This window comes from Plantibacter sp. VKM Ac-2880 (assembly GCF_015351235.1).
Classification (GTDB): domain Bacteria; phylum Actinomycetota; class Actinomycetes; order Actinomycetales; family Microbacteriaceae; genus Plantibacter.
Window position 1 is genome coordinate 404,071 of the sequence record NZ_JADKSJ010000001.1, and the last position, 24,921, is coordinate 428,991.

At 70.6% G+C, this 24,921-nt stretch carries 26 protein-coding genes; 9 read left to right on the forward strand and 17 right to left on the reverse strand.

Features of this window, described 5'->3' with window-relative positions; genetic code table 11:
* Position 1 precedes the first annotated feature (1 nt).
* Complete coding sequence (locus ITJ57_RS01900; protein ID WP_194668594.1) at positions 2-1,012, reverse strand: diacylglycerol kinase family protein; 1,011 nt, start codon at positions 1,010-1,012, stop codon at positions 2-4.
* A 170-nt stretch (positions 1,013-1,182) separates the two neighbouring features.
* On the opposite strand from ITJ57_RS01900, the gene pdxY reads away from it, so the two are divergent.
* Positions 1,183-2,031, forward strand: coding sequence for a pyridoxal kinase PdxY (gene pdxY, locus ITJ57_RS01905; protein WP_194668595.1), 849 nt, complete (start codon positions 1,183-1,185; stop codon positions 2,029-2,031).
* Positions 2,032-2,281: 250 nt separating this feature from the next.
* On the opposite strand, the gene ITJ57_RS01910 is transcribed toward pdxY, so the two are convergent.
* The 7 genes from ITJ57_RS01910 to ITJ57_RS01940 all read right to left on the reverse strand — a co-directional run bounded on the left by ITJ57_RS01910 (position 2,282) and on the right by ITJ57_RS01940 (position 11,138).
* Positions 2,282-3,790, reverse strand: coding sequence for a CdaR family transcriptional regulator (locus tag ITJ57_RS01910; protein ID WP_194668596.1), 1,509 nt, complete (start codon positions 3,788-3,790; stop codon positions 2,282-2,284).
* Complete coding sequence (locus ITJ57_RS01915) at positions 3,787-4,842, reverse strand: DUF917 domain-containing protein (RefSeq protein WP_194668597.1); 1,056 nt, start codon at positions 4,840-4,842, stop codon at positions 3,787-3,789. Before ITJ57_RS01915 ends, ITJ57_RS01910 begins: the two co-directional genes overlap by 4 nt.
* Positions 4,843-4,851: 9 nt before the next feature.
* Entirely contained in the window at positions 4,852-6,000 is a 1,149-nt protein-coding gene (locus ITJ57_RS01920) for a DUF917 domain-containing protein (protein WP_194668598.1), read from the reverse strand.
* Positions 5,997-7,100 carry a DUF917 domain-containing protein gene (locus ITJ57_RS01925; protein WP_194668599.1) on the reverse strand — a complete coding sequence of 368 codons (1,104 nt, stop codon included), beginning with the start codon at positions 7,098-7,100 and terminating at the stop codon, positions 5,997-5,999. Before ITJ57_RS01925 ends, ITJ57_RS01920 begins: the two co-directional genes overlap by 4 nt.
* Positions 7,097-8,650 (reverse strand): hydantoinase/oxoprolinase N-terminal domain-containing protein, encoded by a 1,554-nt coding sequence (locus tag ITJ57_RS01930; RefSeq protein WP_194668600.1) that lies wholly within the window; start codon positions 8,648-8,650, stop codon positions 7,097-7,099. Before ITJ57_RS01930 ends, ITJ57_RS01925 begins: the two co-directional genes overlap by 4 nt.
* A gap of 57 nt (positions 8,651-8,707) precedes the next feature.
* Complete coding sequence (locus ITJ57_RS01935; RefSeq protein WP_194668601.1) at positions 8,708-10,060, reverse strand: cytosine permease; 1,353 nt, start codon at positions 10,058-10,060, stop codon at positions 8,708-8,710.
* Positions 10,061-10,409: 349 nt separating this feature from the next.
* A complete protein-coding gene (locus tag ITJ57_RS01940) occupies positions 10,410-11,138 on the reverse strand; it encodes an alpha/beta hydrolase family protein (protein ID WP_194668602.1) in 729 nt (242 codons plus the stop codon).
* A 102-nt stretch (positions 11,139-11,240) separates the two neighbouring features.
* Here ITJ57_RS01940 and ITJ57_RS01945 point away from each other — a divergent pair, with 102 nt between their 5' ends.
* The 4 genes from ITJ57_RS01945 to ITJ57_RS01960 all read left to right on the forward strand — a co-directional run bounded on the left by ITJ57_RS01945 (position 11,241) and on the right by ITJ57_RS01960 (position 13,591).
* Complete coding sequence (locus ITJ57_RS01945) at positions 11,241-11,798, forward strand: GNAT family N-acetyltransferase (protein ID WP_194668603.1); 558 nt, start codon at positions 11,241-11,243, stop codon at positions 11,796-11,798.
* 162 nt (positions 11,799-11,960) lie between these two features.
* A complete protein-coding gene (locus ITJ57_RS01950) occupies positions 11,961-12,191 on the forward strand; it encodes a hypothetical protein (protein ID WP_194668604.1) in 231 nt (76 codons plus the stop codon).
* 72 nt (positions 12,192-12,263) lie between these two features.
* Positions 12,264-12,791, forward strand: a complete 528-nt coding sequence (locus ITJ57_RS01955) for a DUF2243 domain-containing protein (protein ID WP_194668605.1) — start codon at positions 12,264-12,266, stop codon at positions 12,789-12,791.
* A 2-nt stretch (positions 12,792-12,793) separates the two neighbouring features.
* On the forward strand, positions 12,794-13,591 hold the full coding sequence (locus ITJ57_RS01960) for a cytochrome c oxidase assembly protein (RefSeq protein ID WP_370582135.1): 798 nt from the start codon (positions 12,794-12,796) through the stop codon (positions 13,589-13,591).
* 154 nt (positions 13,592-13,745) lie between these two features.
* Here ITJ57_RS01960 and ITJ57_RS01965 read toward each other — a convergent pair whose 3' ends face one another.
* The 3 genes from ITJ57_RS01965 to ITJ57_RS01975 form a co-directional block, all read right to left on the reverse strand.
* On the reverse strand, positions 13,746-14,654 hold the full coding sequence (locus ITJ57_RS01965) for a cation diffusion facilitator family transporter (RefSeq protein WP_194668606.1): 909 nt from the start codon (positions 14,652-14,654) through the stop codon (positions 13,746-13,748).
* 46 nt (positions 14,655-14,700) lie between these two features.
* A complete protein-coding gene (locus tag ITJ57_RS01970; RefSeq protein ID WP_194668607.1) occupies positions 14,701-14,913 on the reverse strand; it encodes a DUF2945 domain-containing protein in 213 nt (70 codons plus the stop codon).
* Between the two features lie 107 nt (positions 14,914-15,020).
* A complete protein-coding gene (locus ITJ57_RS01975; RefSeq protein WP_194668608.1) occupies positions 15,021-15,617 on the reverse strand; it encodes a hypothetical protein in 597 nt (198 codons plus the stop codon).
* Positions 15,618-15,732: 115 nt separating this feature from the next.
* Here ITJ57_RS01975 and ITJ57_RS01980 point away from each other — a divergent pair, with 115 nt between their 5' ends.
* Complete coding sequence (locus ITJ57_RS01980; RefSeq protein WP_194668609.1) at positions 15,733-17,022, forward strand: threonine/serine exporter ThrE family protein; 1,290 nt, start codon at positions 15,733-15,735, stop codon at positions 17,020-17,022.
* Here the strand turns inward: ITJ57_RS01980 and ITJ57_RS19720 are convergent.
* Positions 16,973-18,061, reverse strand: a complete 1,089-nt coding sequence (locus tag ITJ57_RS19720) for a GrpB family protein (RefSeq protein ID WP_370582136.1) — start codon at positions 18,059-18,061, stop codon at positions 16,973-16,975. The two genes, ITJ57_RS01980 and ITJ57_RS19720, sit on opposite strands and share 50 nt — an antisense overlap.
* Positions 18,062-18,118: 57 nt before the next feature.
* On the opposite strand from ITJ57_RS19720, the gene ITJ57_RS01990 reads away from it, so the two are divergent.
* A complete protein-coding gene (locus tag ITJ57_RS01990; RefSeq protein ID WP_194668610.1) occupies positions 18,119-18,703 on the forward strand; it encodes an NADPH-dependent FMN reductase in 585 nt (194 codons plus the stop codon).
* Positions 18,704-18,727: 24 nt separating this feature from the next.
* Here the strand turns inward: ITJ57_RS01990 and ITJ57_RS01995 are convergent, their stop codons facing one another.
* Complete coding sequence (locus ITJ57_RS01995) at positions 18,728-19,843, reverse strand: zinc-binding alcohol dehydrogenase family protein (RefSeq protein WP_194668611.1); 1,116 nt, start codon at positions 19,841-19,843, stop codon at positions 18,728-18,730.
* Positions 19,844-19,943: 100 nt separating this feature from the next.
* On the opposite strand from ITJ57_RS01995, the gene ITJ57_RS02000 reads away from it, so the two are divergent.
* Positions 19,944-20,510, forward strand: coding sequence for a TetR family transcriptional regulator (locus tag ITJ57_RS02000; protein ID WP_194668612.1), 567 nt, complete (start codon positions 19,944-19,946; stop codon positions 20,508-20,510).
* Here ITJ57_RS02000 and ITJ57_RS02005 read toward each other — a convergent pair.
* The 4 genes from ITJ57_RS02005 to ITJ57_RS02020 all read right to left on the reverse strand — a co-directional run bounded on the left by ITJ57_RS02005 (position 20,507) and on the right by ITJ57_RS02020 (position 23,407).
* Complete coding sequence (locus tag ITJ57_RS02005; RefSeq protein ID WP_194668613.1) at positions 20,507-20,797, reverse strand: hypothetical protein; 291 nt, start codon at positions 20,795-20,797, stop codon at positions 20,507-20,509. The two genes, ITJ57_RS02000 and ITJ57_RS02005, sit on opposite strands and share 4 nt — an antisense overlap.
* 11 nt (positions 20,798-20,808) lie before the next feature.
* Entirely contained in the window at positions 20,809-21,954 is a 1,146-nt protein-coding gene (locus ITJ57_RS02010; RefSeq protein WP_194668614.1) for a hypothetical protein, read from the reverse strand.
* A 78-nt stretch (positions 21,955-22,032) separates the two neighbouring features.
* A complete protein-coding gene (locus ITJ57_RS02015; protein ID WP_194668615.1) occupies positions 22,033-22,308 on the reverse strand; it encodes a hypothetical protein in 276 nt (91 codons plus the stop codon).
* A 52-nt stretch (positions 22,309-22,360) separates the two neighbouring features.
* Positions 22,361-23,407 (reverse strand): LacI family DNA-binding transcriptional regulator, encoded by a 1,047-nt coding sequence (locus tag ITJ57_RS02020; protein ID WP_228506427.1) that lies wholly within the window; start codon positions 23,405-23,407, stop codon positions 22,361-22,363.
* A gap of 160 nt (positions 23,408-23,567) precedes the next feature.
* Between ITJ57_RS02020 and ITJ57_RS02025 the strand changes: the two genes are divergently transcribed.
* Complete coding sequence (locus tag ITJ57_RS02025; RefSeq protein ID WP_194668616.1) at positions 23,568-24,863, forward strand: ABC transporter substrate-binding protein; 1,296 nt, start codon at positions 23,568-23,570, stop codon at positions 24,861-24,863.
* Positions 24,864-24,921: the final 58 nt, after the last annotated feature.

Consider the following 24,921-nt stretch of genomic DNA (forward strand, 5'->3'; position numbering starts at 1 on the left):
GCTACTCGGCTGCGGCGGGCACGCGCACGGTGAGGGCGCCTGGCTCGATCCAGGTGTTGATCGCGACCGCCTTGCCGAAGCCGTCACCGTCGAGCTCGATCTCCTCCGGCTTCGACATCCGGGCGACGAAGCGCTTCGCCGTGCCGTAGCGGAGCTCGCCGTCGTCCTTCTGCTTGCCGGCGAGGGCCCGGCCGGTCTTGGTCCGGCGGAGGACGCCGTTCACCCAGGCGACCTTCGCCCAGATCCGGATCCAGCCGAGGATCCCGCCGGGGCGCATGAACATGAGGTCGAACAGACCGTCGTCGACGACCGCGTCCGGCAGGAGCAGGATGTTGGCCGGCAGCGAACCGCAGTTGCCGATGATGACCGTGTGCACGTTGGCACGGACCTGCGGCTCGTCGTCGATGCGGAACCGCAGGTGCAGCTCGTCCGGATCGCGCAGCGACTTCACGATCGCGTCGACGTAGGCGGCCCAGCCGGCCTTCGCCTTGAGGTCGTCGTCGGTGTTCTTGATCATCTTCGCGTCGATGCCCATACCGGCCATGACGACGAACACGTGGCGGTCGCGGGAGTGGTCGGCGCGTTCGATGTCGATGACACCGAGGTCGATCGCTTTGTCCTCGCCCGTGAACGCGGTGATGACGGAACCGGGCAGGTCGTTGAGCGTGAGGTCGAGGTTGCGGGCGAGCAGGTTGCCGGTGCCAGAGGGCAGGAGCGCGAGGGGGATGCCGCTGCCGCGCAACGCCTCGGAGACCGCACGGACCGTGCCGTCGCCGCCGGCCGCGATGACGAGGTCGACCTTCGCAGCGATCGCCTCGGCGGTAACGCCCTGGCCGACGTCCTCGACACTCGTCTCGAACCACAGCGACTCGGCCCAGCCGGCTTCGGCGGCGGAGCGCTCGACCGACTCGCGGAGCGCATCGAGGTCGACCTTCACCGGGTTGTAGATGACGGCGGCGGTCTTGGTCGCCGTGGTGTCGCTCGGCGTGGTCGTGCTGTCAGGAGTCGTCATCCGATCAGCATAGGAGCGGGGGCCCTGGGGAGGGAGATCCCGCTCGCGGGTTGACGCGGCACGTGGGTTCTGCAGGCGGCGGAAGAGTATCGTTGAGTCCTTGCAGGCACCGTCCATGCCCGCCACGAACGCAGTGTCCGCGGCGGCCTCCCCATCGTGATTGCGACATCGTGAAGATCCTCAGCATCCAGTCCGCCGTGGCCTACGGGCACGTCGGCAACTCCGCAGCCGTGTTCCCCCTCCAGCGCATCGGCGTCGAGGTGATCCCGGTGAACACCGTGAACTTCTCGAACCACACCGGCTACGGCGCCTGGCGTGGCCCGCTCATCTCGCCGGAGCAGGTGGGCGAGGTCATCACGGGTGTCGAGGAGCGCGGCGCGTTCCCGCAGATCGACGTGGTGCTCTCGGGCTACCAGGGCGGTGTCGGCATCGGCGACGTCATCGTCGACGCGGTCCAGCGGGTCAAGGCGGCGAACCCCGACGCCCTGTACGCGTGCGACCCCGTCATGGGTAACGCGAAGTCGGGATGCTTCGTCGCCCCCGAGATCCCGGACCTCCTGCGCGACCGCGTCGTTCCGAACGCCGACATCATCACGCCGAACCAGTTCGAGCTCGGCTTCCTCACGGGCACCGAGCCCGGCTCGCTGGAGTCGACGCTGGCATCCGTCGAGCTGGCGCGCGCGATGGGCCCGTCGGTGGTCCTCGTGACGAGTGTCGAGCGACCCGACCGCGACCCCGAGACGATCGAGATGCTCGTCGTCGACGACGCCGGCCGGTGGATCGTGCAGACGCCGTTGCTGCCGTTCAAGGCGAACGGTTCAGGCGACGTCACGGCGGCGCTGTTCGCCGCGCACTACGGCGAGACGCGCGATGCGAAGCTGGCGCTGGAGCGGACGGCGTCGAGCGTGTTCGACCTGGTCGAGCTGACGTACCGGTCGGGCCAGCGCGAGCTGCAGCTCGTCGAGGCGCAGGAGTTCTACGCGAACCCGCGGATGCAGTTCACCGCGACGGCGGTCTGAGGAGGGCGCGCGCCCGGTCCCTGAGTTCCCGTTCCGGTCCCTGAGCTTGTCGAAGGGCGGCGTTGTCCGTGTGCACTTCGACAGGCTCAGTGACCAGTGTCGGTGTCGGTTTCGCGAGCAGTTTCCGGTCCCTGAGCTTGTCGAAGGGCGGCACTTCGACAAGCTCAGTGACCAGGGTGGCTCAGTGACCAGGGTGGCTCAGTGACCAGGGTGGCTCAGTGACCAGACGTGGCTCAGTGACCAAGCACGCTCAGCGCACCGCGCGGCAGGCGAGGTGTAGCGCGAGGCGCACCTCCGGGTCCGCCATGTCGACGCCGAGGAGCTCCTGCGCCCGGGTGATGCGCGTCGCGACGGTGTTGCGGTGGAGCCCGAGCGCGGCGGCAGTCGGCCCGACCGCCGACTCGTGGTCGAGGTAGGCGGACAGCGTCGTCAACAGCTCACCCTGCCCGGCCTGCAGGGGCGCGAGCAACGACCGCGCGGCCGGCACGAAGATGTCGTTGCCGGTCCAGGCGAGGAGGAGTTGCTCGAGGCCGAGCCCGTCGACCCGCACGAACCACCCCGTCGTCGACCGGTTCACCGCGATCCGGACCGCGTCCGCCGCCTCGCTGAGCGACGAGGTGAGTCCGGCCGAACCGCTCGCCAGTGAACCGACGGCGGTCGCCACGTTGAACGATCGACGCGCCTCGACGTGCAGCTCGCGCAGGGCACCGACGTACCGCTCCACCTGTGACGGCGGCGGCGGCTCCGTGAAGGTGAGCCACCCACTCACCCCTCGACCGCTGGTCGTCGCGTGGGAGTCGGCGGCGATCCGGCCGAGCGCGCTCGTCACGAACCGGAGGAGCTGGAGGGCGTCGACCCGGCTCCGACCGACCGTGCGGAACGCGAGGTGGTACCCGGTGGTCCGCCAACCGCGTTCGAGCATGCGCCGCTCGACCTCCGGGTCGGGCCGGCCGCGCAGGTCGACGAAGTCGCGGAGGACGCCGGAGGACACCGAGGCGTCGCTGACCTCCGCGACCTCGTCGATGAGGATCCTGGCGGCGACGGCGGGCATGGCGACCTCGGCTGCGACCGCGAGTGCGCTCACCTGCCGTTCGTCGAGGCCGTCACCGAAGAACGCGAGCCGGAGCCCCTCGCGGCTGGGGCTGTCGACCCGGACGGACGCCGCGGTGCCGGACCCGGCGCGGGTCAGGTCCGTCCACGGGGAGAAGTCGATCGCGGCGTGGACCTCCGGCGTCAGCCGCCCGCCAGCCTCGAGCAGCACGCCCTCGCTGTCGATGAGCGCGATGCCGTGGCCGACGCTGGACGAGAGGTGCCGCAGCAGGTCCGGGAGGCCTTCGGCGTGGTACTCGATGGACTGCGCCACCTTGCGCACGTAGCCGAGCGTCAACGAGTCGCGCGCCTCGACCAGCTGCCAGCACGCCTTCGCGAGCAGCATCGGCCGGTCGACGTGCAGGAGCGTGAACCCGAGGCGGTCGGCGAGGGCGCGCGTGCCCGCACCGAAACCGTCGGCCTGCTGCATCGCGAGCGCCCGGAACCCGCGGTCCCTGATCCGACGCACGAGCGCGTCCTGCTGCCAGGGGCGCGCGGGTGGGACGCCGGTCAGCACGGCGAGCCGGCCGGCGTCGTCCTCGGGGAGGGCCGCCTCGTCCGTCTCGACCACGACACCGGCCCAGTTGGCGTCGGCCGGGCCGGCGACGAGCCGCACGCCGCCGTTGTCGGGGTGCGCGAGGAGGGCGCCTGACTGCAGACGATCGCTCATACGGGGACCCCGTCGATGTGGACCTCGTCGAGTTCGTCCAGGCCGTAGGCCGAGGGGAGCACCCGACTGAGCCGCTCCGGCGTCCGCGACCACCAGTCGGGGCCGTCGATGCGGATGACGGCGACCTGCCTGGCCATCGAGATGGCGGAGACCTCCAGGATGTCCCGGGAGACGGTGTCGAGGACGACGATGAGGTCCGGCGCGGCGGCCTCGACGCGGCCGTCGGTCATGAGGGCGAGCGTCTCCGACCTCGCGACGAGTCGGTGCACCTGTCCGCCACCACCGTCGATGCCGAATGCGAGCACGTGCGGGTCGTTCCGGTCGGCCTCGATCGCGCTGATGCGTCCTTCGGCGAGCAGACGACCACCCATGGACCCGGCGAGCTCGTCGAGGGAGCCGGACGCGGCACCGAGGAAGGCCGCGCCGAGCTGCACGGCGCGGGTGGCGTTCCCGACGATCGCATGCTCCCGGAGGTCGCCGACGGTGAAGCCCGCGTAGACCATCCCGCCGCTCCCACCCGCCTGCACGATGGCGGCGCGCACGACCCGTTCGATGTCGATGGCGCGCTCCGTCTCGACGAGGGCGACACCGCCGCCGCCCGTGTCGCAGGTCGCGAGGATGCCGGGGACCTCGTCGACGAGCAACGACATCTGGTCGAGCGACGGTACGGCCCGACCGGTGAGGTCGGCGTCGACGATCAGGCGGTCGGCGGCGAACGCGAACGGGGTGAGCCCGTTGACCCCGCCGCCTTCGAGGGAACAGATCGCCGGGATCCGGTGGCCGAGCCAGCGTTCGGCGGCGCCGATCAGGCGCCCGAACGGGTCGGTGCCCGGCAGCCGTTCGCCGAGGAGCAGCGTGGATCCGACGAAGCCGAGGGCGAGGCATGGTGTCGCCGGGTCGAGGTCGTCGACCGCATGCAGCTCGAACGGCCAGACGCGGGGGTCCGCCAGCACCAGTTCGAGCATCGTGGTCGCGCCGCCACCGCCGGAGCCCAGGATCGCGAACCCCGTCGCCAGCGCGCGGAGTCGATCGTGCTCGAGGGTGGTCGGCATGGCACCAGCCTAGGCTCGGACCGCCTGCCCGCCGCCGAACGCCTCAGCGGCTTCTGCGGCAGCCGCCTCGCCCTCCACGGGGACGAACGGCTCCGACAGCCCGAAGGCGCTCGGACCGAACGCGCGGATGGCGTCGGGGGTGCGCATGAGCGCCGGCGTCGAGATCCCGAGCACCCGCACCCGTTGGCCGTAGCGCAGACCCTCCGTGGTGATCGGCTCCGCGGTCTCGTGGTCGACGATGCAGATGAGGTCCGGCACGATCGCCACGACCTCACCGTTCCACCGGGCGATGAGGTTCTCGTTCTGGAAGGAGATCTCGAGGCGTTCAGTACTCGCCGGATCCGTCGACCAGATGACGGCCGTGCCCTTCGCGAAACCCTCCGTGGTGCGGCGCTCCACGTCGGCGACCTTCCCCACGAACAACTCGCGCATGTGCGAGTAGAGCGTCGTGGACAGCGTGTCCGCGATGGCGGTGAACGGCGACCGGTGCTCCTCGCGCGCGACCCGGATCGCGCGGCCGAGGGCGAGCGCCATCGAGATGGTCCTCGGCACCGCGGTGCGCCGGACGTCGGCCCCGCTCATCGCGTACTCGGCGATGTGGGCGACGCCGCCGAGCCGGATGGCGATGCCACGTGCCAACCACTCCATCTGCCGGTCGTCGTCGCCGGTGTCGATGATCACGCGCTCGCCGCGCTCACCGGCGATGGCGAGCGGCGATCCGTGCACCCCGTAGACCGCGAAGGTCTCCATGGAGAGCTCCGGGAACGCCCGACCCATGCCGTCGGCGTCGACGACCGGCAGTCCGGTCTCGGCGGCGACGATCAGCGGGATCATCGAATTGATGCCGCCGCACTCGATCGGCATGGTCGCGTCGGCGGTGCGGCCGAGGTGCTCCTCGAGCGTGCGGAGCGCGAGCGTCGGCTCGAACCCGGCGGGGATCTTCTCCACCATGACGGTCGGTGCGCCCATCTGCGCGGTGGGGATGACGAACAGGTCGTCGTCGAGCTCGTCGGGGTCGAGGATCGTGATGCTGCGATCACCGAGCACCTGCTTGACGAGCATCATGCCGATGTACGGGTCGCCGCCGCCGCCTGTGCCGAGGAGCGTGGCACCGCGGGCGAGGTCGGGGAGGTCTGCGGCGGTCAGGGTCCAGCTCATGCGGCGACCTCCGGGGTCTCGTCGACCGGGGTCTCCGTCGTGCCGTCGAAGCGGTGCGAGGCCACGTCGTAGCCGAAGTAGCCAGGACCGACCATCGCGAGGGCCGCCGGGGTGTGCCAGCGTTCGTCGCTCGGGGCGGCGATCACCCGGACGCGCTGGCCGTAGCGCAGGCCCTCCGTCGTGATCGGCTCACCGGAGTCGTGCTCGAGCACCATGATGAGGTCGGGGGTCGTCACGAGCGTGACGCCGTCCAGGGCGGCGATCAGGTGCTCGTTCTGGAAGGAGAGTTCCAGGCTGGTATCCGCACCGTCGATCCGGGCGCGTCCGCGGGCGAACCCCGTCGTGGTCGCGCGCTCGACGTCGACGACCTTGCCGGAGAACAGTTCGCGTCCGCCGAGCAGCTCGACGGTCCGGGTGACGGCGTCGGCCTTCTCCTCGCGCGCCGCCGCGATGCCGTCGCCGATCTCGCGGCACAGCGACAACGAGTCGGCGACGAGCGCCTCGCGGGCCTGGGTACCCGACATGGGGAAGCCGGAGATCATCACCGAGCACCCCATCTCCACGCAGGCGACGCGGGCGATGCGCTCCGTCCAGCTGTTGTCGACGGTGGTGAGGACGCCGGTGTTGCCCTTCTCGTCGCTGAACGCCAACGGCGAGGCATCGATCCCGTACAGCGTGGGGAGGACCATCTGCAGTTCGGGGAAGGCCCGGCCCATGCCGTCGGCGTCGATGAGTGGGAGGCCGAGGGCGGCCGCTGCGGCGATCGGGATGGTCGAGTTGACGCCACCGACCTCCGCGCAGGCGACGTGCGTGACGGGGCGACCGAGCGAGGCGCTCAGGGCGTGGACGGGCGCGACCACCTCGGTGAGGCTCGGCAGCTTCTCGACCATGACGGTCGGTGCCCCCATCATCGCGACGGTGAGGACGAGCGCGTCGTCGGGGACCTCGTCGAGGGTCACGACGGTGACGTCGCCGTGCTCGCGGAGGGCTTGCGCGGCGAGCAAGGCGCCGATGTACGGGTCGCCGCCGCCGCCGGTCCCGAGGACCGCGGCCCCGCGGGCGAGGCCGCGGATGAGCTCGGCGGTGATCGTCCAGCTCATCGGAGGCCTCCCATGTCGAGGTCGCCGACGGCCTTCACGCGGATCCGGGTCGCGTTGCCCGGCAGGTACGGGATGGGGACCTCGTCGAAATCGACGATCGCGACCGACGCGGGGGAGGCGCCGGCCGCGATCGCCTTGTCGATCGCCTCGGTACGGACCTCGGCGATCGCCTCCTCGCGCCGACCGGGCTCGATGGCGTAGACCTTGTCGATCTCGCCGCCGACCTGCGCGATGGAAGCACCGATGGCATTGGCCACGGCGTAGTTGTCGGGCCGGTGGACGGCGCCGAAGATGGGGAGTTCGTCGGACAACAGGATCGACCCGCCGCCGACCGCCACCACGGGGATGGGCTCGGGGGAGGTCCGCATGCGGTCGACGGCCTCGGCGATGCGCTCGCCGATGCGGGCGAGCACGCGCGCCACGAAGGCGGGATCGAGGTGCGCGACCTTCGAGGCGTCACCGATGGAGGCGCGACCGGCGGCCACCGCGATGTCGGTCGCCGTGAGGGTGTCGCCGCCGAAGACGAGGGCCTCCGTCATGAGCTTGTAGCCCACGGACGCCGGCCCGACCTCGGCCGTCTCCTCGTCGACGATGCTGCCGCCGCCGATGCCGATCGAGAGCACGTCGGGCATGCGGAAGTTCGTGCGGATGCCCGCCACCTTCACCTCGTTCGCCGTCTCGCGGGGGAAGCCGTTGATGAGGAGGCCGATGTCGGCCGTGGTGCCGCCGATGTCGACGACCGCGCACGTCGCGAGGCCGCTCGTCAGGGCGGCGCCGCGCATCGAGTTGGTCGGGCCGGAGGCGAACGTGGCGACCGGGTAGAGGCGCACGTAGTCCTCGTCCATGAGCGTGCCGTCGTTCTGGCTGAGGAAGATGGGCGCCTCGATGCCCTGCTTCCGGACGGCGGCGGTGAGGCCGTCGACGATCTCGGAGGCGAGTTCGCGTAGCGCCGCGTTGATGATGGTCGCGTTCTCGCGCTCCAGGAGGCCGATCCGCCCGATCTCGTGGGAGAGCGAGATGGCGACGTCGGGTCCGAGGACCTCGCCGACGATCCGTGCCGCCTCGACCTCGAGGTCGTGGTTGACCGGACTGAAGACGGAGGAGATCGCGACGGAGCGGATGCCGTTCGCCCGCATGTCCTCGGCGTGCGCCCGCAGTTCGTCGGGATCGATCGGGGAGATGGGGCGCCCGTCGAACTCGTAGCCGCCGTGCGCGAGGTAGCTGCGTGCACTGATCGCCTCGACGAGCTCCGCCGGCCAGTCGACGAGCGGCGGGAGTGCCCGCGTCGCCGGCAGGCCGAGCCGGAGCGCCGCCGTGGGGGCCAGCCGCTTGGCCTGCACGAGGGCGTTGATGAAGTGCGTCGTCCCGATCATCACCGCGGTGATCTGCTCACCGTCGAAGTGGTGGCCGCCCCGCAGTTCGCCGATCGCCTGGACGATCCCGTCGGTCACGTCCGGGGTGGTCGCGTGCTTCACGGCAGCCAGGGTGGTGGTGCCGTCCATGAGCACGGCGTCGGTGTTGGTGCCGCCGACATCGATACCGATGTGCATATGAGGGGTTCGCTTTCTGTCGGTGCGGTGGAACGTGCGCGGTGGGTGCGCGGTGGGTCAGTTGGAGGCGGTGGCGGGGCTGTCCGTCGGCACGTCGGCTGCGATCTGCGAGGTGTGGGCGACGCCGACGCCGCGGACCCAGCCGAGCTTCCCGGCGGCGATGTACAGGACCATCGAGAGGATGAGGGAGAGGACGGCGGGGATGCCCCAGGTGACGAAGTAGCCGGTGACGGCGGACACGGCCCAGATGATGATCGTCGCGGGGACGATGCGCGGCGCCGTCTTGGGGAGGCGACCGGACGCGCGGGTCTCGTCGAGCTCGCCGCGCCAACGCTTCACGATGAAGTACTCGGCGACCATGATGCCCGCGATGGGCGGGAACGCGACGCCGAGGATGATGAGGAAGCCGGAGAACTGTCCGAGGATGCCGACGGCGGCGAGGATCGAGCCGACGACGCCGAGGACGATCGTCGTGGTCACCCGGTTGAGGTTCTTGCCGAAGGCCGTGGAGATGAAGTTGACCAGGCCGAGGGTCGAGGAGTACAGGTTCCAGTCGTTGATCTTCAGGGTTCCGGTGATGACGATGATGAGCCCGATGAGGCCGACCGACGACGTGACGATCGCGACGACGTTGCCGGAGGCGGCGGCGTGGGCGAGCAGGACGCCCGAGAGGCCGATGACGAACTCGCCGAGCGAGACGCCCACGACGGTCTGCTTGATGACGTCGGCGCGGGAGCGGTTGAATCGGGTCATGTCGGCGGTGATGATCGCGCCGACGATGAGGCCACCGGCGACGATCCCGGTGCCTGCCCAGACGCTCATGGTCGGGCCGGGTGCCGGGCCGGTGACGAGCTCCATGAAGTCGTGCTGGGTGAGTTCGCTGATGATCGACCAGCCGACGAGGATGAGGAAGAGCGGCACGGTGATGTTCGCGAGCCACTGCATGCCCTTGAACCCGTAGGCGACGATCGCGGTGACGGCGAGTCCGAAGATGAGGCTCCAGGCCCACACCGGCATGAAGCCCGGCAGGAGGGCGTCGAGCGACTCTGCGGAGATGGCGCTCTGGATGCCGAACCAGCCGATGAGGCTGATGCCGATCGCGAGGCCGACGAGCGAGGCGCCCACCTCGCCGAAGCCGGTCCATCGGGCGAGGAGGGCGGTGTTGAGGCCCTCCTTCTGGCCGATGATGCCGACGATGCACATGATGACCTCGAGGATGATCGAGCCGAGGAGGAGGGCGAGGAATGCCTCGCCGAAGGTCATGCTGTAGCCGAGGGTCGCGCCGAGGAGGAACTGGGACAAAGCCGACACCTGGCCGAACCGCTGGACGGCGATGCCGAACCAGGGTTTCTGTGCGTCGGGACGGACGCGGGACAGGGCGAAGTCGTCTGCGTGTGCCATGCGAGCCATGGAGATCTCCTGAAGGTGGGGGAAGGAGCGGTGCGGGTTGCCGCAACGGTACTGACGTCCTCCTCACAGCACGATGTGCATCCTGCAGGAATTACCTCCCGAAATCAGCACTCTGCACAATCCGGTGCCGGAGCTCTCCCGCTCCGGTCCCTGAGCTCTCCCGCTCCGGTCCCTGAGCTTGTCGAAGGGTGACGTTCTCCGTGCGCACTTCGACAGGCTCAGTGACCGGAGGGGGGTCAGTGACCGGGGGGGGGGGGGGCTCAGTGACCGGGGGGGCTCAGTGACCGGAGGGGGCTCAGTGTCCGAAGGGGGCTCAATGACCGGGGGCGGTGATGGGAGCCTTGCCGCCTCAGAGCGCGCGCCGGATGACCTCGAAGGTCCGTGCCCCGTCGAGGGCCGCCATGTCGTGGCGGATCGCCGGGAAGCGGGTCACCGTCCAGCCCAGCTGTGCGTAGCGGGGCACGTGGCTGCTCGGGACGACGAGCTTGGCGTCGTCGGACAGCACCAGCGTCGAGGGGACGACCGGCGCGGCCGGCGTCACGGGGTTCGCGGCGACATCCTGCAGCACCTCGGCGACCATCGACCGGTCCCACGCGGCATGGGCGGCCTCCGCGAGCGCGACGTTCGCGGGACCCGTCGCGGGATCGGTGCGATCGTAGAGCCAGGCCAGGAGCCCCGGCAGCCCGGGGATGCTCCAGAACAGTCGGGCCCCGAGGCCGCGGCCGGGGAGTTTCAGTCCGAATCCCGGGTCGAGGTAGATCGCGCGTGCCGGGCGGAGCGGTTCCACGATGTCGGCGAGGACCCGACCGCCGAGGGAGTGTCCCACGATCGCGTCGAGGCCGATCGGCAGGGTCTCGACGAGGTCGGCCGCGAGTGAGGCGAGGTCGTAGTGCTCGCCGCGTGTCCGATCGGCGCGAGGGCTGGCGCCGTGGCCGCGCAGGTCGACGAGGAGGAAGGTGTACTGCTCCGGATCGGAGGCGGCGACGACATCGGTCCAGGCGGCGCCGTCGGCCAGGAACCCGTGGACGAGGGCGATGCGGACGGGTCCGTGCCCGCGTTCCTCGACGTGCAGACGCATGGGCCTCTTCCGATGGTGGTGGTGACGGTGGGACGACTCTACGCGGCCATGCGCTCAGAGTATCGAGTCGGGGTGGACACCGACCAGAGCAGAATGGATGGCATGACCGACGCGACTTCGCCGACCCTGACGGAACGATTGACGCTCGCGCGCCCCTCCGAGCACGACCTGCCCGAGCTCCACGAACTCCACGCCGACCCCGCGGTGTGGACGCATCTGCCCTCCGCTCGCCACACCTCGCTCGCGGAGACCCGGGAACTGATCGACCGCTATCAGGCCGGATGGGACGCCAACGGGCTCGACGTGTGGGTGGCGCGCGACACCGCGACGGGTTCGCTGGTCGGCATCGGCGGCCCGAGTCTTCGCGGTGGGGTCGCTTGGAACCTGTACTACCGCCTGGCGCCCGCTGCTTGGGGGCGCGGATACGCCCAGGAGCTCATCGCGGCAGCGCGGGCGGCGGCATCGGCGTCGGCGTCGGATCTGCCGGTCGTCGCCTTCCTCCTGGAGCACAACGAGGGGTCCCGGCGGGCTGCAGAGCGTGCGGGTCTGGAGGTCGTCTGGCGCGGCCTCGACGCGGGCAACCCGGATCCCGATGCCGTGCGGCTCGTGTTCGCGGACCGTCCGCTCGCCGACGAGGCGCTGCGGGTGTTCCTGAACTGAGCCCTGAGCCGACGGGCCCGGTGGTCGGATGGTCGGTCCGGGAGCTCCGAGCGGTCCGCTGCTTCCGGGCGCGACCGGGTATTTTCGGCCAACCGGCCCCGAAACGCAAGGAGCTTCACCGAGTCTGTTCACCGACGGCATTCCTCGATACGGTGGGAAGATATGTCAGCCACCGTCGAGATGGAACACCTGAGTCAGGTAGAACGCGAACGTCCGCTCCTGCGCAAGGGCAGCGAGGCGAGCTTCGTGCGGTGGGCGTTCGACGGACGCGCGTGGTGCGCGGACCTCGTGAGCGGCCAGTACCGCGGCGCGACGAAGACCGGGTGGATCCTCCAGACGGACGACGAGCAGCGCGAACTCTCCAACCAGGAGTGGGCTCCCTGCATGGCGTGACCGATCCGGTCACCCCGTCTGCGGCTTGTCAATGTCTGCGGCGACATCCGGCACCTTTGCTTGGCTGGTCGGATGGACACGCGCAGGAGACACGACCGAACCGATGACGGGCCCGACGTCGACCAGCGCCCGGTGGACCAGCTGACCCAGCGATCCAGGTTCTCGAAACGGAACCTGTGGTCGGGTGTCCTCTTCGGCATCGGGCTCGTCGCGTTCGTCGACGAGGCGGTGTTCCATCAAATCCTCCACTGGCATCATTTCTACGACCTCGGCACGCCGGACCTCGGCCTCGTGTCCGACGGGTTCTTCCACGCCTTCAGCTGGCTGGCGACGATCGGCGGCCTGTTCCTCGTCGCGGACCTCCGCAGACGGCAGGCGTTCTGGCAGCTGCGCTGGTGGGGCGGTGTCCTCCTCGGTGCGGGCGCGTTCCAGTTGTACGACGGCATCGTCCAGCACAAGGTGCTCGGCATCCACCAGATCCGCCCCGTCCCCGACCTGTTGCCGTACGACGTCACCTGGAACGTGGTCGCGGCCGTCCTGCTCGTCGCGGGTGCCGTGTTGACCGTCAGGACACGACGCCGCACGGTGTCCGCGGCATAGCCGTGCACGCCCACGCGTCGGCGTCGACGAGCTTCGAACTCATCCTCGCCGTACCGTTCCTCGCCGCGCTCCTCGGGTACGCAGTCGGGGTGCTCGCTCAGCGCCGTCGCGGTCGGCGGTGGCCCTGGTACCGCAGTGTGTCCTGGTCCGCCGGCGTGGTCCTCGCGTCGACCGGGTTCGTCGGGCCACTCGCCACCGCATCGCACGGGGATTTCGTCGCGCACATGTGGGTGCACCTCCTGGTCGGCATGGCCGCACCCCTGTTCCTCGTGTGGGGTGCACCCGTCACGCTCGCCCTGCGCTCCCTGCACGTCGTCCCCGCGCGCCGGCTCTCCCGACTCCTGCGCGCGCGCCCGGTGCGGTTCGTCACCACCCCGATCGTCGCGGCCCTCCTCAACGTCGGTGGCCTGTGGGTGCTGTACATGACCCCGCTGTACGAGGCCATGCAGGACAACCTGCTGCTCCACGTCGTGGTCATGACGCATGTGCTGCTGGCCGGGTTCGTCTTCACCGCCGCGATCATCCCCACCGATCCGACACCGCACCGTGCCGGCTTCCTCCACCGGGCGATCGTCGCGGTCCTCGCCTTCGCGGCCCACGGCGTCCTCGCGAAGACGCTCTACGCCGACCCACCCGTCGGGGTGGGGGCCGCCGACGCTCTCCTCGGCAGCCAGGTGATGTTCGTCGGCGGCGACCTCGTCGACATCGCGATCGTCACCGTCCTCTGCGCCCAGTGGTACCGGGCGGCGGGTCGCCGTGCCGGACTGGGCGTCCGTGAGGGCCGCCGGGTGGTCGCGTGAGCGTCGGCTTCGCGGAACGTCATGAGGGCTGGCGGCCCGCTGGGCGATGCGGCATCGCGCTCGTCGAGGGCGCGGCGGTCGCCTCGAAGCGGTTGTTCGGCGCCTGACCCGTCGCCGACCCGCGCGGGTGAGAGCGAGGGTGCGGGCGGGGTGCTCAGGCGGTGATCGAGGCCTCGTCGCTCACGGAGAGCGTGAGCACGGCCTTGCCGATGAGGGCGTCCTGCTCCAGGTCGCCCTCGAGTCGGCGGAGCTGACGCGCGACGTCGTTCTCGTGGTCGTCGCCGACGAGGTCGACGGACGCGACGAGGAAGAGGCGTTCCGGACCACTGAACTCGAGGTACAGCGCCGTCACCCGCTCGATCTCGGGGTGCGCCAGGAGCGCGCTGATCGTCTGCGCCCGATACGCGGGGCTCGGGGAGGCCCCGAGGAGGTAGCGACGGTTGCGGTTGATGAGCAGGAGCGCGACGCCGCCGAGGAGCACGCCGATCGCGATCGAGCCGATCGCGTCCCAGACCGGGTCGCCGGTCACCTGGTGGAGGCCGATGCCGGCACCGGCGATGATGAGGCCGAGGAGTGCCGCGGAGTCCTCGAAGAACACCGAGCGGAGCGTCGTGTTGGAGCCGTTCACGATGTAGTCGAAGAACCCGCGGCCGTACTTCTTCGCCGTACGACGGCCCTCGAGGATCGACTGCGTGAACGAGAAGCCCTCCAGGAGGAACGCGACGCCGAGCACGAGGTAGCTGAGGGCGTAGTTCTCCATCGCCTCCGGTGCGGTGAGGCTCTGGATGCCGTGCTGGATCGAGACGACGGCACCGACGGTGAAGATCCCGAACGCCGCGAACAGCGAGAAGATGTAGGCATCGCGGCCGTAGCCGAGCGGGTGGGCGGCGTCCCGCTGCTTGTCGGCGCGTTTGTCGGCGATGAGCAGGAAGATCTCGTTCCCCGCGTCGGCCCACGAGTGTGCCGCCTCCGCGAGCATCGAGGCCGAACCGGTCAGTGCGGCGACGATGGACTTCGCGATGGCGACGATGACGTTGGCCAGGAAGGCGATCACGACGGTCATGGGGCAACGCTACGCCCAGCCGGGCCGCCGTGTGCGCGAGGGACGCCTAGGACTTCAGGACGCGCAGCGCCGAGCCCTGGTGAGCGGCCTTCGCGCCCGTCTTCTCCGACTCCACGATGAACGAGGGCTCGTCGGTCGACGCCGTGAAGTGCTGGCCGTCGAACTGGAAGTCGGCGGTCTTCCGCTCGACGACCTTCCCCTGCGTCCGACCCTGCGAGGTGCCCCAGGACACCCGGTCACCCACTCGCACGTCTGCCATGCTGCCTCCTCGTCGCCAGGCGCCGCAGGTGCGACGTGCCGATGACGATGCCAGGACCGGTCACGCGCCGACAAGGGCTTGCGCCCAGTCCACTCCGAGGCCGACTCCTAGAAGACGTTGATGACGTCCTTGCAGCTGCTCTCCTCGTCGAGCGCGGTGATGACCTTCTGGTCCTCGATGTCGCCGAACGGGAAGCCGTCGGGCTGGCCGTCGCCGTACTCGCCGATGTCCTTCAGGACCTCCTGCGATTCCGTGATGACCTGGTCGTAGTTGCGTTCCAGGACGGTGGGGAACTCCTCGAACTCGGCGATGCGCGCTTCGGCGATCTCGATGCGGGCGTCGTAGTGGTCGGTGAAGGCCTTGACGATCGCCTTCGCGTCCTCGCCCGCGGGCGGGTTGTCGGCGACGGCGTCCCGTGCGGCCTGGATGGTGGCGACGTGCGCGTTCGCGGCGTCGAGGATCGCCTGCTTCTGGACCGGGCCGTCCTCCGCCGTGCGGTCCGCGCTGCGGACGTCCATGAGCGAGCTGAGGACGTCGTCGTCGGCGTCGTCCGCGGCGAGCATCTCGCTCCAGCCCGTGCAGGCCTCCTTCGCGAAAGCGGCGTTGTCGCCCGAGTCGCCTGCGTCATCGGCGCCCCCCGCGCATCCCGTCAACGCCATCATCATGGCGGCCCCTGCGATCGCTGCCGTCCCGAACCTGCGCATTGCCGCCCCCACCGTCTCATCGCGGCCCGACCCCCGGACCGCCTGATCAACGCTAGCGGGGGCGGTGGCGCCACCGCGATGGGGACACCTCCCCATCTCGCGTAGCGTTGGCGGGATGAGTGACGACGCCGCTACCGAGGAACACCGCAGGACCGCTGCGCACGCCTACAGTGCGCTCGGCTGCCTGCTCCTCGACGCGGGCACCTCCGTCACCGACGTCCGCGATTCCCTGGAGCGGGCGACGGCCGCATCGGGCGACGACGGCCTGGCCTTCTCGGTGCTGCCTCAGCTCATCATCGTCAACGATCTGCACACCGGCGCGGTGCTCGCCGTCGGCAACACCCACGGTGAGCTGTCGTTCCGCGGCGCGGCCCGGGCGAACCGGCTCATGCGCGAACTCGAGCTCGGGCACTGGCCTGTGGGCGACCTGCCGGCCCGGGTCCAATCGATCCGGGAGACGCCTCGACCCCACGCGTCGATGCACTGGGTGGTCGGGAACCTGCTGCTCGCGGGTGGGCTCGCCCTGCTGTTCCGCTGCCCGTGGTGGGCGATCGTCGCCTCGATGCTCGTCGGCGCGTTCGTCGGCCTCGTCATCACCCTGCTGGCGCGGTGGCGGGGAGCGGTCGCGATCGCCCCGTTCGTGACGGCGTTCGTGTCGACGACGCTCGTCGGCACACTCGCGTCGGCGATGGACCTCGGCCCCGTGCCGCTGTTCGCCGTCTGCGCGCCCATCGCCATCCTCGTTCCCGGTGCGCTCATCACGAACGCCCTGCTGGAACTGACCGCGACCGACATCGTGACGGGTTCGGCACGCCTCATGTACGGGTTGATCGTCCTCGCCTTCATGGCAGCCGGCATCTCGGCCGGGGCGCTGCTCACCGGCCTGTCGATCGACCCCGACTCCACAGCGCTCGTCGGCCAACTCGGCCGCGGCACCACGGACCTCGTCGGCTGGGAGGCGATCCCGCCGCTCTGGTTCACCTGGATCGGGGTCGTGATGCTCGCGGCCGGCATCGGGATCGCGTTCGGTTCCGGTCGCTCCCTGACGCTGCTGACGATCTGCGTGATGGCGCTGACCTATGCGGGCATCGTCCTGTTCGCGCCCCTCGTGGGGAACGCGGTCGCGACGGGGCTCACCGCCGGCCTCGTGTTCGTCGTCGCGCGCATCGTCGAGCGCTACTCGGCGGCGGTGCCGTCCAACGTCACGTTCCAGCCGGCGCTGCTCATGCTCGTACCGGGCACCGTGGGGCTCGTCTCCCTCGCGACGCTCGAGGGCTCGGCGGTCACCGCTGCGCTGACCGTCTTCATCAGCCTCTGCGTCGGCGTCAAGACGGCGGCGGTCGTGACCGGGGTCGTCATCCCGCCGGTGCGTCCCCGGTCCGACTCGCCCTCGCCCGCGCCTTGATCGCGAGGATGACCTCGGTCTTCGCGTCGGCGTAGTCGTTCATGTCGTCCCACGACCGGCTCAGCAGCTCCCGTTTGGTGCGCTCGTACAGCGCGCGGTCGGCGGCGTCGGCGCGCAGGTGGTCGCGGAGGAGCAGGTACTCGTCGATCTCCGGAGCGCCCTGTTCGTAGAGGTGCACGTGGACGTCGCGCTCCGGCGTCCGGACCATCCGATGGCGGGGCTCGCGGACGCGCAGCACGTAGCCTGCGGCCAGCAGCGGGTCGAGGTAGTCCTCCTCCGCCGTGATGTCCTCCACGGCGACCACGAGGTCGACGATCGGCTTCGCGGCGAGTCCGGGCACCGAGGTCGAGCCGATGTGCTCGATCGCGACCGCGCCGGCCCCCAGAGCGTCGAGGATGTGCTGCCGGTGCTTGCCGTACCGCTCGGGCCACCGCGGGTCGGCGTCGTGCAGTTCGACCCGGACCGGCTCGGGGCCACCGACGAGTTCGAGCGCCGTGACGTCCGGGCGGCGTGGGCGTCGGTGCAGACCCTCCTGGAGGGCGCGGATGTTCGCGCCGAGGACGCCGGAGGCCAGGAGTCCGGAGCCGAGCGGGCCCGACGGGTCGGTGCCGAGCGCGGGGAGGCGATGGAGGGCCGACCGGACCGGGCCACTCGCGTGCTCGAGCTGCCAGAGGAGCTCGGTCGCACCGGCGCCGGGGTGGTCCAGCTCGGCGGCCTTCGCGGCGTAGGCGGCGGCGCCCAGCGCGTGCGCGCCCATGTGCGCGACGCCGGCCGCCTGCCCGGCCGCCCACGCTGCGGCCTTCGCGGCGGGGGAGGTCACCACCTGCGAGGCCCGGTTGGCGACGAACCGTCGGCGGATCTCGCCGGCCACATCCAGCTCGCCGGCCGAGAAGGCCCGTGCCCGCGCGATGGCGTCACGCGGACGGTCGTCGTCGGGCGCCTCCGCCTCGAAGAGTGGCAGGACCCGTTCGGCGCAATCGGCGGCCCAGGCGGCGACGAGGCGGCGGTCGGCTTCGGGGAGTGACTGCGGCGAGAGCATGCTCCACCTTCGCACGCCGCCGCGGATTCCCGCCGGGTGTCGGGTTAGCGTAGACGGATGGCCGCCCTGAACCTGCCCGTGATCTCCTGCAGCCTCGATCCGGCGAGTCGGAGCAGGACGCTCGCGTCGATGAGCAGCGGGCTGCTCCGCGAACAGGGCCATGAGTCGTCCGTCATCGATCTGGCCGAGCTGGAGCTGCCCGCCTTCGACAACGACCGGGTCTTCGACAGCCCCGTCTTCCGTCGGCTGCACGACGTCATCTCCGCCGCGGACGGTGTCGTCCTCGCGTTCCCGATCTACAACTGGGCTCCGGCGGCCACGGTGAAGTCACTCATCGAGGCGACGGGCGCGACCGGCGAGGACGGCAGGGTCGCCGCCTGGTTCGACAAGGTCGTGACCTTCGTCTGCGCCGCGGGCCTGCCGCACAGCTTCATGGCGACCGGCACGCTCGGGCAGTCGCTCATGCTCGACTTCAAGTGCGTCATCAACCCGTACACCGCCTACCTGTCCGAGCGGGACTGGGAACAGCCCGAGGTGCTGCGGGTGGACCGCGCCGAGCGGCTCGCCAAGACGATGACCGTCCACGCGGAACTCTCGGGCCTCCTGGCCGCGCGGACGTACCGCTCCGTCTGGGAGGTGTGAGCCCGCGCGACGGAGCCGGACGTCTCAGAGGCGGACGACGAGCTTGCGCGCCGAGACACCGGCGCGGACGCGGTCGAGGGCGGGCTGGATCGCCTCGAGGCCCTCTCCGACCACCTCCGGCGCGGGTGCGCAGACGTGCCGGCCCGCGGCGAGTGCGCCCGGCAGATAGTCCTCCCAGAGCATCGGGCCGACCTCGTTGGTCATGAGCGAGCTTCCCCAGACGTAGCGGGCGGTGACACCGGCGCGGCGTGCGCGGAGCTGGAGGGAGACGTTCGCGGCCACCAGTCGGCTCATGGTGCGCACGAACGCGAGGCTCGGGCCGCCGCGACGCGGCAGGGAACCGAAGGACACCGAGGGGCTGGCAAGCGCGACGCGTCGGGCGCCGGTCGCTGCGGCCACCCCGACCGACGGTTCCGCTGAGCCGGTGCCGACGGCCAGGACGCCGGCGACGTCCGAGCCGGCCAGAGCATCGATGAGGTCGGCCACGACGGTCGGGCTGCGGTAGTCGAGGACGATCTCGGCCCCGAGGGCGCGCATCCGGTCGTGGTTGTGGGGTGACGCAGTCGTGGCGACGCGATGGCCGGAGGCGACGGCGAGCTGGATGGCGTTGCTCCCGACGCTCGTGGCGCCTCCCCACACGACGACGGTCGTCCCCGTCGGGAGGGGGTGCTCGGAGGGGTGGGGGAGCGCCAGGTGGTCGGCCTGGAAGAGGGCGGTCGCTGCGGTGGAGATCGCGAGTGGGAGGACGACGGCGTCCTCGTCGCGGAGGTCCGCCGGGATGGGGGCTGCGAGGTCGGCCCGGACGACGGTGTACTGCTGGAACCCGCCCTCGGCCTCGTGGCGTCGGCCTCGTTCCATGCCGACGGCGTAGGCGACGACCCGATCGCCGACCGCGAAGCGGTGGACGCCCTGCCCGACGGCGACGACCTCGCCGGCGACGTCCTCGCCGAGCACGGCGGGGCTGGGGAGCCAGCGGTACATGAGGTTCCCGGTCCACTGCTTCACCTCGTCGAGCGGGTTCACGGCGACCGCGCGGTTCCGGAGGAGGACCTCTCCCGGGCCGGGCTCGTGCATCGCGGCGGGACCGACGACGAGGTCTGCGCGGTGTGCTGGCAGCCAGGCTGCGGTGTTCGTCGACATGCGGACTCCAAGGATCGGGACGACGGGCATCCGGTTGATGACACGACGTGCCATCACTGTACACCTGACGACACGTCGTGTCATCCGCTAGCCTGATCGCATGGCACGCTGGGCACCCGATGCGGCTCTCCGACTCGAGAGCGCCGCGATGGAGCTCTTCGCCGAGCGCGGCTTCGCGGCGACGACGGTCCCCGAGATCGCCGAAGCCGCCGGCCTCACGACGCGCACCTTCTTCCGGCACTTCGCCGACAAACGCGACGTCCTCTTCCTCCGCGAACGGGAGCTGCCGGCGGTCGTCGGTCGGCTGGTCGCGATGGCGCCGCCGGGGCTCGACCCGCTCGCGCTCGTGATGACGGGCCTCGAGACGGTCGCGGCCGGTGAGTTGCAACGCTGGCGGGACGACATCGCCGCCCGTCGGACGATCATCCGCTCGGAACCGCAGCTGCGCGAGCGGGAACGGTTGAAGTCCGCCGTGCTCTCCGACGCCATGCGCGACGCCCTGGTGGCGAGCGGGGTCACCCCGGCCGACGCGGCGCTCGCCGCATCCATCGGCTCCGCCCTCTTCGACGCCGCCCTCGAGCAGTGGTTGGCCGGCCCGGACGACGTGCTCCTCATCGACGTCCTCCGCACGATGCGCGAGCGCCTCGGGGAGCTGGCCGGGCGCTAGGGCACGTCCCAGCCGCTTGCCTGTTTCGCCCGGAGCCCCACCTGCCACAGGATGAACGCGGTCACGCTGCACACCGCGAGCACGGCGCCGATCACCAGGGCGGCGGTACCGGTCGAGGCGAGCCACTCGTGGTGGGTGATCCAGCTGGGATCGTCCTGTGGGAAGTCGAGGAACGACGCGTAGGTCGAGATGCTCACGACGCCCGCCGCGAGGCACGCCGCACTCAGTGCGGAGGTGCTCCAGGACAGCGCCAACCAGGCTCGAGAGCGTGCTGAGGTGCTCTTCATCGCGCTGCCGCTCACTCGTGGCGGCCGACGCCGGGGCAGGCGGGTGCCTGAGCCAGCCACCAGGCGGCGATCGCCTGGTCGGCCTCGCTGGGGTCGCGTGGTGGATCCAGCTCGTCGTCTGCGCTCCCGCACGGCTGGGCCGTGAAGCCGGCGATCCGCGGATTGTCGGCGCTCATCGAGAACGAGATCGCCGTCGCCGAGGTGTTTGCGAGCGTCGTCACCTGCTGGTAGGCCGCCCACTGCGGACTCGCCTGCAGCTCCGCGAGCGGCACTCCTCCGAGTCGCGTGTCCTCGGGGAACGCCACCGCGAGGAGGAGCTCGTCGGGCCGGTCGAGGCCGCGATCGTGCTGCTCCGCGTACCAGTCGATGCCGGCCACCGAGCCGCCGAGGGGTGCGAGGACGGCGGTCGTCCCCTCGATCGCCGCGATGGTCTCCAGCACGGATGCCGGCACCGGCAGGCCCCAGGCCAGGACGTGCACGCCGGCGGATCCGGGGTCGGGGTTGGACAACACGAGCGAGGTCTCCGCCGATGCCAGCGGCTTCGGGAGCTCTGCCTGGAATCCGCCCACGAGTCGCGCGGCATCCGTCGGCGTCAGCGGGTCCGCGTACCGGAACAGGACCTTGAGTTCGGACGATGCCGGCCGGTTCTCTCGGGCGGAGAACGCGATGAGCTCGACCTCGACGGATGCGACCCGGACCGCATCGACCTCTGCCGGATCCGTGTCGGCCGCCCAGTCGCGCCAGGCCGTCACGGTCGCATCGATCGTCTTCCGCGGCGCACCGGTGTCGAATGTGACCGAACCACCTGCGGTGTCCTCCACGATGACCTCGCCGGATTCCTTGCCGTCGGTCGCCTGGGCAGCCGCCGTCGCGACGTCGCTGTAGGACTCGGGCGGAGCGCCGTCGGCCATCTCGACGGTGATCCTGGCGTTGTAGTACGTCTCGAGCCCGCCGCCGTTCGACGCCTCGACCGTTCCGCTGACGTCCGCGACATCGGGCAGGTCCTCGACGGCCTCGACGATCGACGCCCGCGCCGTGTCCGCGCCGGCGCTCGAACCGCACCCGGTGAGCAGGACCGCGGCTGTGACTGCGCCGAGTCCGATGGCGATCGCCCGGCGTGTGTTCCGGCGCGCGCGCGTGCCTCGTGATTCCCCCATGCAGGGAGGGTAGCGCGGGCCGCGCTATCGTCCCGCCGCCGCTGACGGTCTGAGGTGAGTGGTCACGGAGTCGACCGCTCAGTCGCCGCCGCCGCCGCCACCCCCGTCTCCGCCGCCCCCGGAGTCGCCGCCGCCGCCTCCGTCCCAGCCGCCGGAGTCGTGCCCACTGCCGTGGTGCCCGCCGCCGTGGTGGTTGTCACCATCCACGATGTACGGTCCTCCGGCATCCGAAGACGATCCTCCCCGACGCTTCGATGCGGGAGGACGCCTCCGTCTGGCCTGGACGGTGATCGTGAAGATGATGACCGCGACGGCCGCGACGACGACGAGTGTGGCGACACCGGTGCTGTTCATGGCTCGACCGTAGCGATGTCCGACGCTTGTCGCATCACCCGCGGGTCGAACCTCAGCGCCTCGGGATCGTGGAGCCGCGGAGGACGAGTCGGCCCGGCAGGTACTCGACACCCTGTGCGACCTCCGTGCCCTCGATCGCCTCGAAGATGCGCGTGGCGGCGAGTCGGCCGAGCTGTTGCAGGTTGGCATCGATCGACGACAGTTCCGGGCGAGAGTTGGTCGCCAGGATCTCCCAGTTGTCGAAGCTGACGACCGCCACGTCGGAGGGGACATCGCGCCCGAGGTCGCGGACGGTGTCGAGGACGCCGCGCGCGATCTGGTCGGATCCGGCCACGATGCCGTCGATCTCGGGGTGCTGGGCGAGGAGCATGGCCGCGGCATCACGGCCCCAGTGTTCGGTCCACTCCGAGAACATCGGGGTGCCGATGAGCTCCAGGCCCGCGGCAGCGAGGGCGTGCTGCACTCCTGCCACGCGGTCTCTGGCTGCGGCGTATTGCGGCTCGCCGGTGATCATCGCGATGCGGGACCGCCCGCAGGCGATCAGATGCTCGACGGCGAGCCGACCGCCGTCGCGGTTGTCGGGCGTGATCGAGACGTCGGTCGGGTCGTCGGACGGCGCGTAGGCGTACACGACCGGAACGGGCAGCTTGTGACCGAGCGACGGCCGCGGGTCGGTCGTCCGGCCCACGACGATGATGCCGTCGACGCGCCGGGTGAGGAGGGCGTTCAGGTGGTGCTGTTCGCGGATCGCGTCCCCGCGCGCGTCGCAGAGGAACACGTTCACCTGTCCGGCGCCGAACGCGTCCTCGGCGCCCATGAGGATCGGGATCACGAAGCGACCCTCGAGGTCGCTCGTGAGGAGGCCGACGGTGCCGGTGCGGCCGTTGATGAGGCTCCTGGCGAGTTCGTTGGGGGTGAAGGACACGGTCTTCGCGGCGTCGAGCACGCGCTGGCGGGTCTTGGGTGCGACCTCGCTGCGTCCGTTGATGGCCTTCGAGGCCGTCGCGATCGAGACACCGGCGATGCGGGCGACGTCTCCGAGCGTCGCCGCCCTGCCGCTCGTGGCCCCGCCTGCGGCCATGGCGTCTGCATCGGTCATGACGCCCCCCTTCTCGTTCCGGAAACGTTACCGGATCCCACTCTTGACGCTACCGTGATCCCAGGCTAGCTTTACCGAAAGGCGTTTCGACAGTTTCGAAACTTCCCCCCGCACCGCCGGGCCCGACCGGTCCGCTCAACGACGAGTCAGAGGAGTCACCATGCGCAGCACGCACATCAGACGGATGCAGCGGGTCGGAGGAGTGGTCGCCGCCGGCGCCCTCCTCGTCGGCCTCGCCGCCTGTTCCTCCGGCGGCGGCGGGAGCTCGCCGCTCGCCAGCGCCGGCCCCGAGGGCGTCGACGACGGTTCCGAGCTCACGCTCTGGACCCGCGCGCCACTCGAGAAGCAGGCCAAGCTCCTCGTCGAGGCCTACAACGCCTCGCACGAGAACCAGGTCAAGCTCACCGTCGTCCCGAACGACGACTACGTCGCGAAGGTCGGCGCGGCAGCGGGTTCCGACAGCCTCCCCGACCTGTTCGCCGCCGACATCGTCTACGTCCCCAACTGGGTCGAGCAGGGCCTCTTCCAGGACCTCACCGCCAACATCGACGGACTCGACTTCAAGGACGAGATCAACCAGGGCCACCTGGCCGCCGGTACCTCCGACGACAAGGAGCACGTCCTCCCGTTCGTGCTCGACCTCTCGATGCTCTTCTGGAACAAGGAGCTGTACAAGGAGGCCGGCCTCGACCCCGAGCAGGGCCCGACGACCCTCGCCGAGTTCGCCGAGGACGCCAAGGCCGTGCAGGCGCTCAACAAGCCCGACACCTACGGCACCGCCACCGGCCTCAACTGCGGCGGCTGCCTCGTGTTCACCTGGTTCCCGAGCGTCTGGGCCGACGGCGAGCAGGTCATGAACGAGGACGGCACCGAGTCGCTCCTCGCCGAGGACGGCGCCAAGGAGGTCTACAGCACGTGGGCCGACCTGTGGAAGTCGGGCGCGGTGCTCCCCTCCTCGAAGGACGAGGCCGGGCCCACCTGGACCGCGGGCTTCACCGAGGGCAAGGTCGGCGTCATGCCGTACCCGGCGACCCTGTTGTCCTCCACCCCGTTCGACGTCGGCGTGTCCGGCATCCCCGGCCCGAAGGGCGGCGACTCGACCTTCGTCGGCGGCGACGGCATCGGCGTCTCGAAGGACAGCGAGAAGGCCGCGCAGTCGTGGAACTTCCTCAGCTGGCTGATGTCCGAGGACGCCCAGGTCGATGTCCTCGCGAAGAACAACGACGTCGTCTCCCGCTCGGACCTCGCGAACAACGAGTACTCGAGCAAGGACCCGCGACTGGTCACGATCAACGAGGTCGCCTCGAAGGGTGACACCCCGTACTCGCTGAACTTCCAGGAGGCCTTCAACTCGCCGACCAGCCCCTGGCTGACGCTCGTGCGGAACGCGGTCCTCGAAGGCACCGACACGGTCGACGCCGACAGCGACGCGATCACGGACGTGCTCTCGCAGTAGTCCGACCCGCGGGTGCGCCGTCGCATCCCCCGCTGTGACGGCGCACCCGCACCCACCC

Bases quoted from the DNA above. Each gene is read 5' to 3' on its own strand.
- ITJ57_RS02010 (WP_194668614.1), bottom strand. From the start codon at position 21,954: ATGGGGGAATCACGAGGCACGCGCGCGCGCCGGAACACACGCCGGGCG.
- ITJ57_RS01965 (WP_194668606.1), bottom strand. From the start codon at position 14,654: ATGACCGTCGTGATCGCCTTCCTGGCCAACGTCATCGTCGCCATCGCG.
- ITJ57_RS01970 (WP_194668607.1), bottom strand. From the start codon at position 14,913: ATGGCAGACGTGCGAGTGGGTGACCGGGTGTCCTGGGGCACCTCGCAG.
- ITJ57_RS01995 (WP_194668611.1), bottom strand. From the start codon at position 19,843: ATGTCGACGAACACCGCAGCCTGGCTGCCAGCACACCGCGCAGACCTC.
- ITJ57_RS01930 (WP_194668600.1), bottom strand. From the start codon at position 8,650: ATGCACATCGGTATCGATGTCGGCGGCACCAACACCGACGCCGTGCTC.
- ITJ57_RS02025 (WP_194668616.1), top strand. From the start codon at position 23,568: ATGCGCAGCACGCACATCAGACGGATGCAGCGGGTCGGAGGAGTGGTC.
- ITJ57_RS02015 (WP_194668615.1), bottom strand. From the start codon at position 22,308: ATGAACAGCACCGGTGTCGCCACACTCGTCGTCGTCGCGGCCGTCGCG.
- ITJ57_RS01980 (WP_194668609.1), top strand. From the start codon at position 15,733: ATGAGTGACGACGCCGCTACCGAGGAACACCGCAGGACCGCTGCGCAC.
- ITJ57_RS01975 (WP_194668608.1), bottom strand. From the start codon at position 15,617: ATGCGCAGGTTCGGGACGGCAGCGATCGCAGGGGCCGCCATGATGATG.
- ITJ57_RS02005 (WP_194668613.1), bottom strand. From the start codon at position 20,797: ATGAAGAGCACCTCAGCACGCTCTCGAGCCTGGTTGGCGCTGTCCTGG.
- ITJ57_RS01915 (WP_194668597.1), bottom strand. From the start codon at position 4,842: ATGCCGACCACCCTCGAGCACGATCGACTCCGCGCGCTGGCGACGGGG.
- ITJ57_RS02020 (WP_228506427.1), bottom strand. From the start codon at position 23,407: ATGACCGATGCAGACGCCATGGCCGCAGGCGGGGCCACGAGCGGCAGG.
- ITJ57_RS01900 (WP_194668594.1), bottom strand. From the start codon at position 1,012: ATGACGACTCCTGACAGCACGACCACGCCGAGCGACACCACGGCGACC.
- ITJ57_RS01925 (WP_194668599.1), bottom strand. From the start codon at position 7,100: ATGAGCTGGACGATCACCGCCGAGCTCATCCGCGGCCTCGCCCGCGGG.
- ITJ57_RS01945 (WP_194668603.1), top strand. From the start codon at position 11,241: ATGACCGACGCGACTTCGCCGACCCTGACGGAACGATTGACGCTCGCG.
- ITJ57_RS01935 (WP_194668601.1), bottom strand. From the start codon at position 10,060: ATGGCTCGCATGGCACACGCAGACGACTTCGCCCTGTCCCGCGTCCGT.
- ITJ57_RS01990 (WP_194668610.1), top strand. From the start codon at position 18,119: ATGGCCGCCCTGAACCTGCCCGTGATCTCCTGCAGCCTCGATCCGGCG.
- ITJ57_RS01955 (WP_194668605.1), top strand. From the start codon at position 12,264: ATGGACACGCGCAGGAGACACGACCGAACCGATGACGGGCCCGACGTC.
- ITJ57_RS01920 (WP_194668598.1), bottom strand. From the start codon at position 6,000: ATGAGCTGGACCCTGACCGCCGCAGACCTCCCCGACCTCGCCCGCGGT.
- ITJ57_RS19720 (WP_370582136.1), bottom strand. From the start codon at position 18,061: ATGCTCTCGCCGCAGTCACTCCCCGAAGCCGACCGCCGCCTCGTCGCC.
- ITJ57_RS01910 (WP_194668596.1), bottom strand. From the start codon at position 3,790: ATGAGCGATCGTCTGCAGTCAGGCGCCCTCCTCGCGCACCCCGACAAC.
- ITJ57_RS01950 (WP_194668604.1), top strand. From the start codon at position 11,961: ATGTCAGCCACCGTCGAGATGGAACACCTGAGTCAGGTAGAACGCGAA.
- ITJ57_RS01940 (WP_194668602.1), bottom strand. From the start codon at position 11,138: ATGCGTCTGCACGTCGAGGAACGCGGGCACGGACCCGTCCGCATCGCC.
- ITJ57_RS02000 (WP_194668612.1), top strand. From the start codon at position 19,944: ATGGCACGCTGGGCACCCGATGCGGCTCTCCGACTCGAGAGCGCCGCG.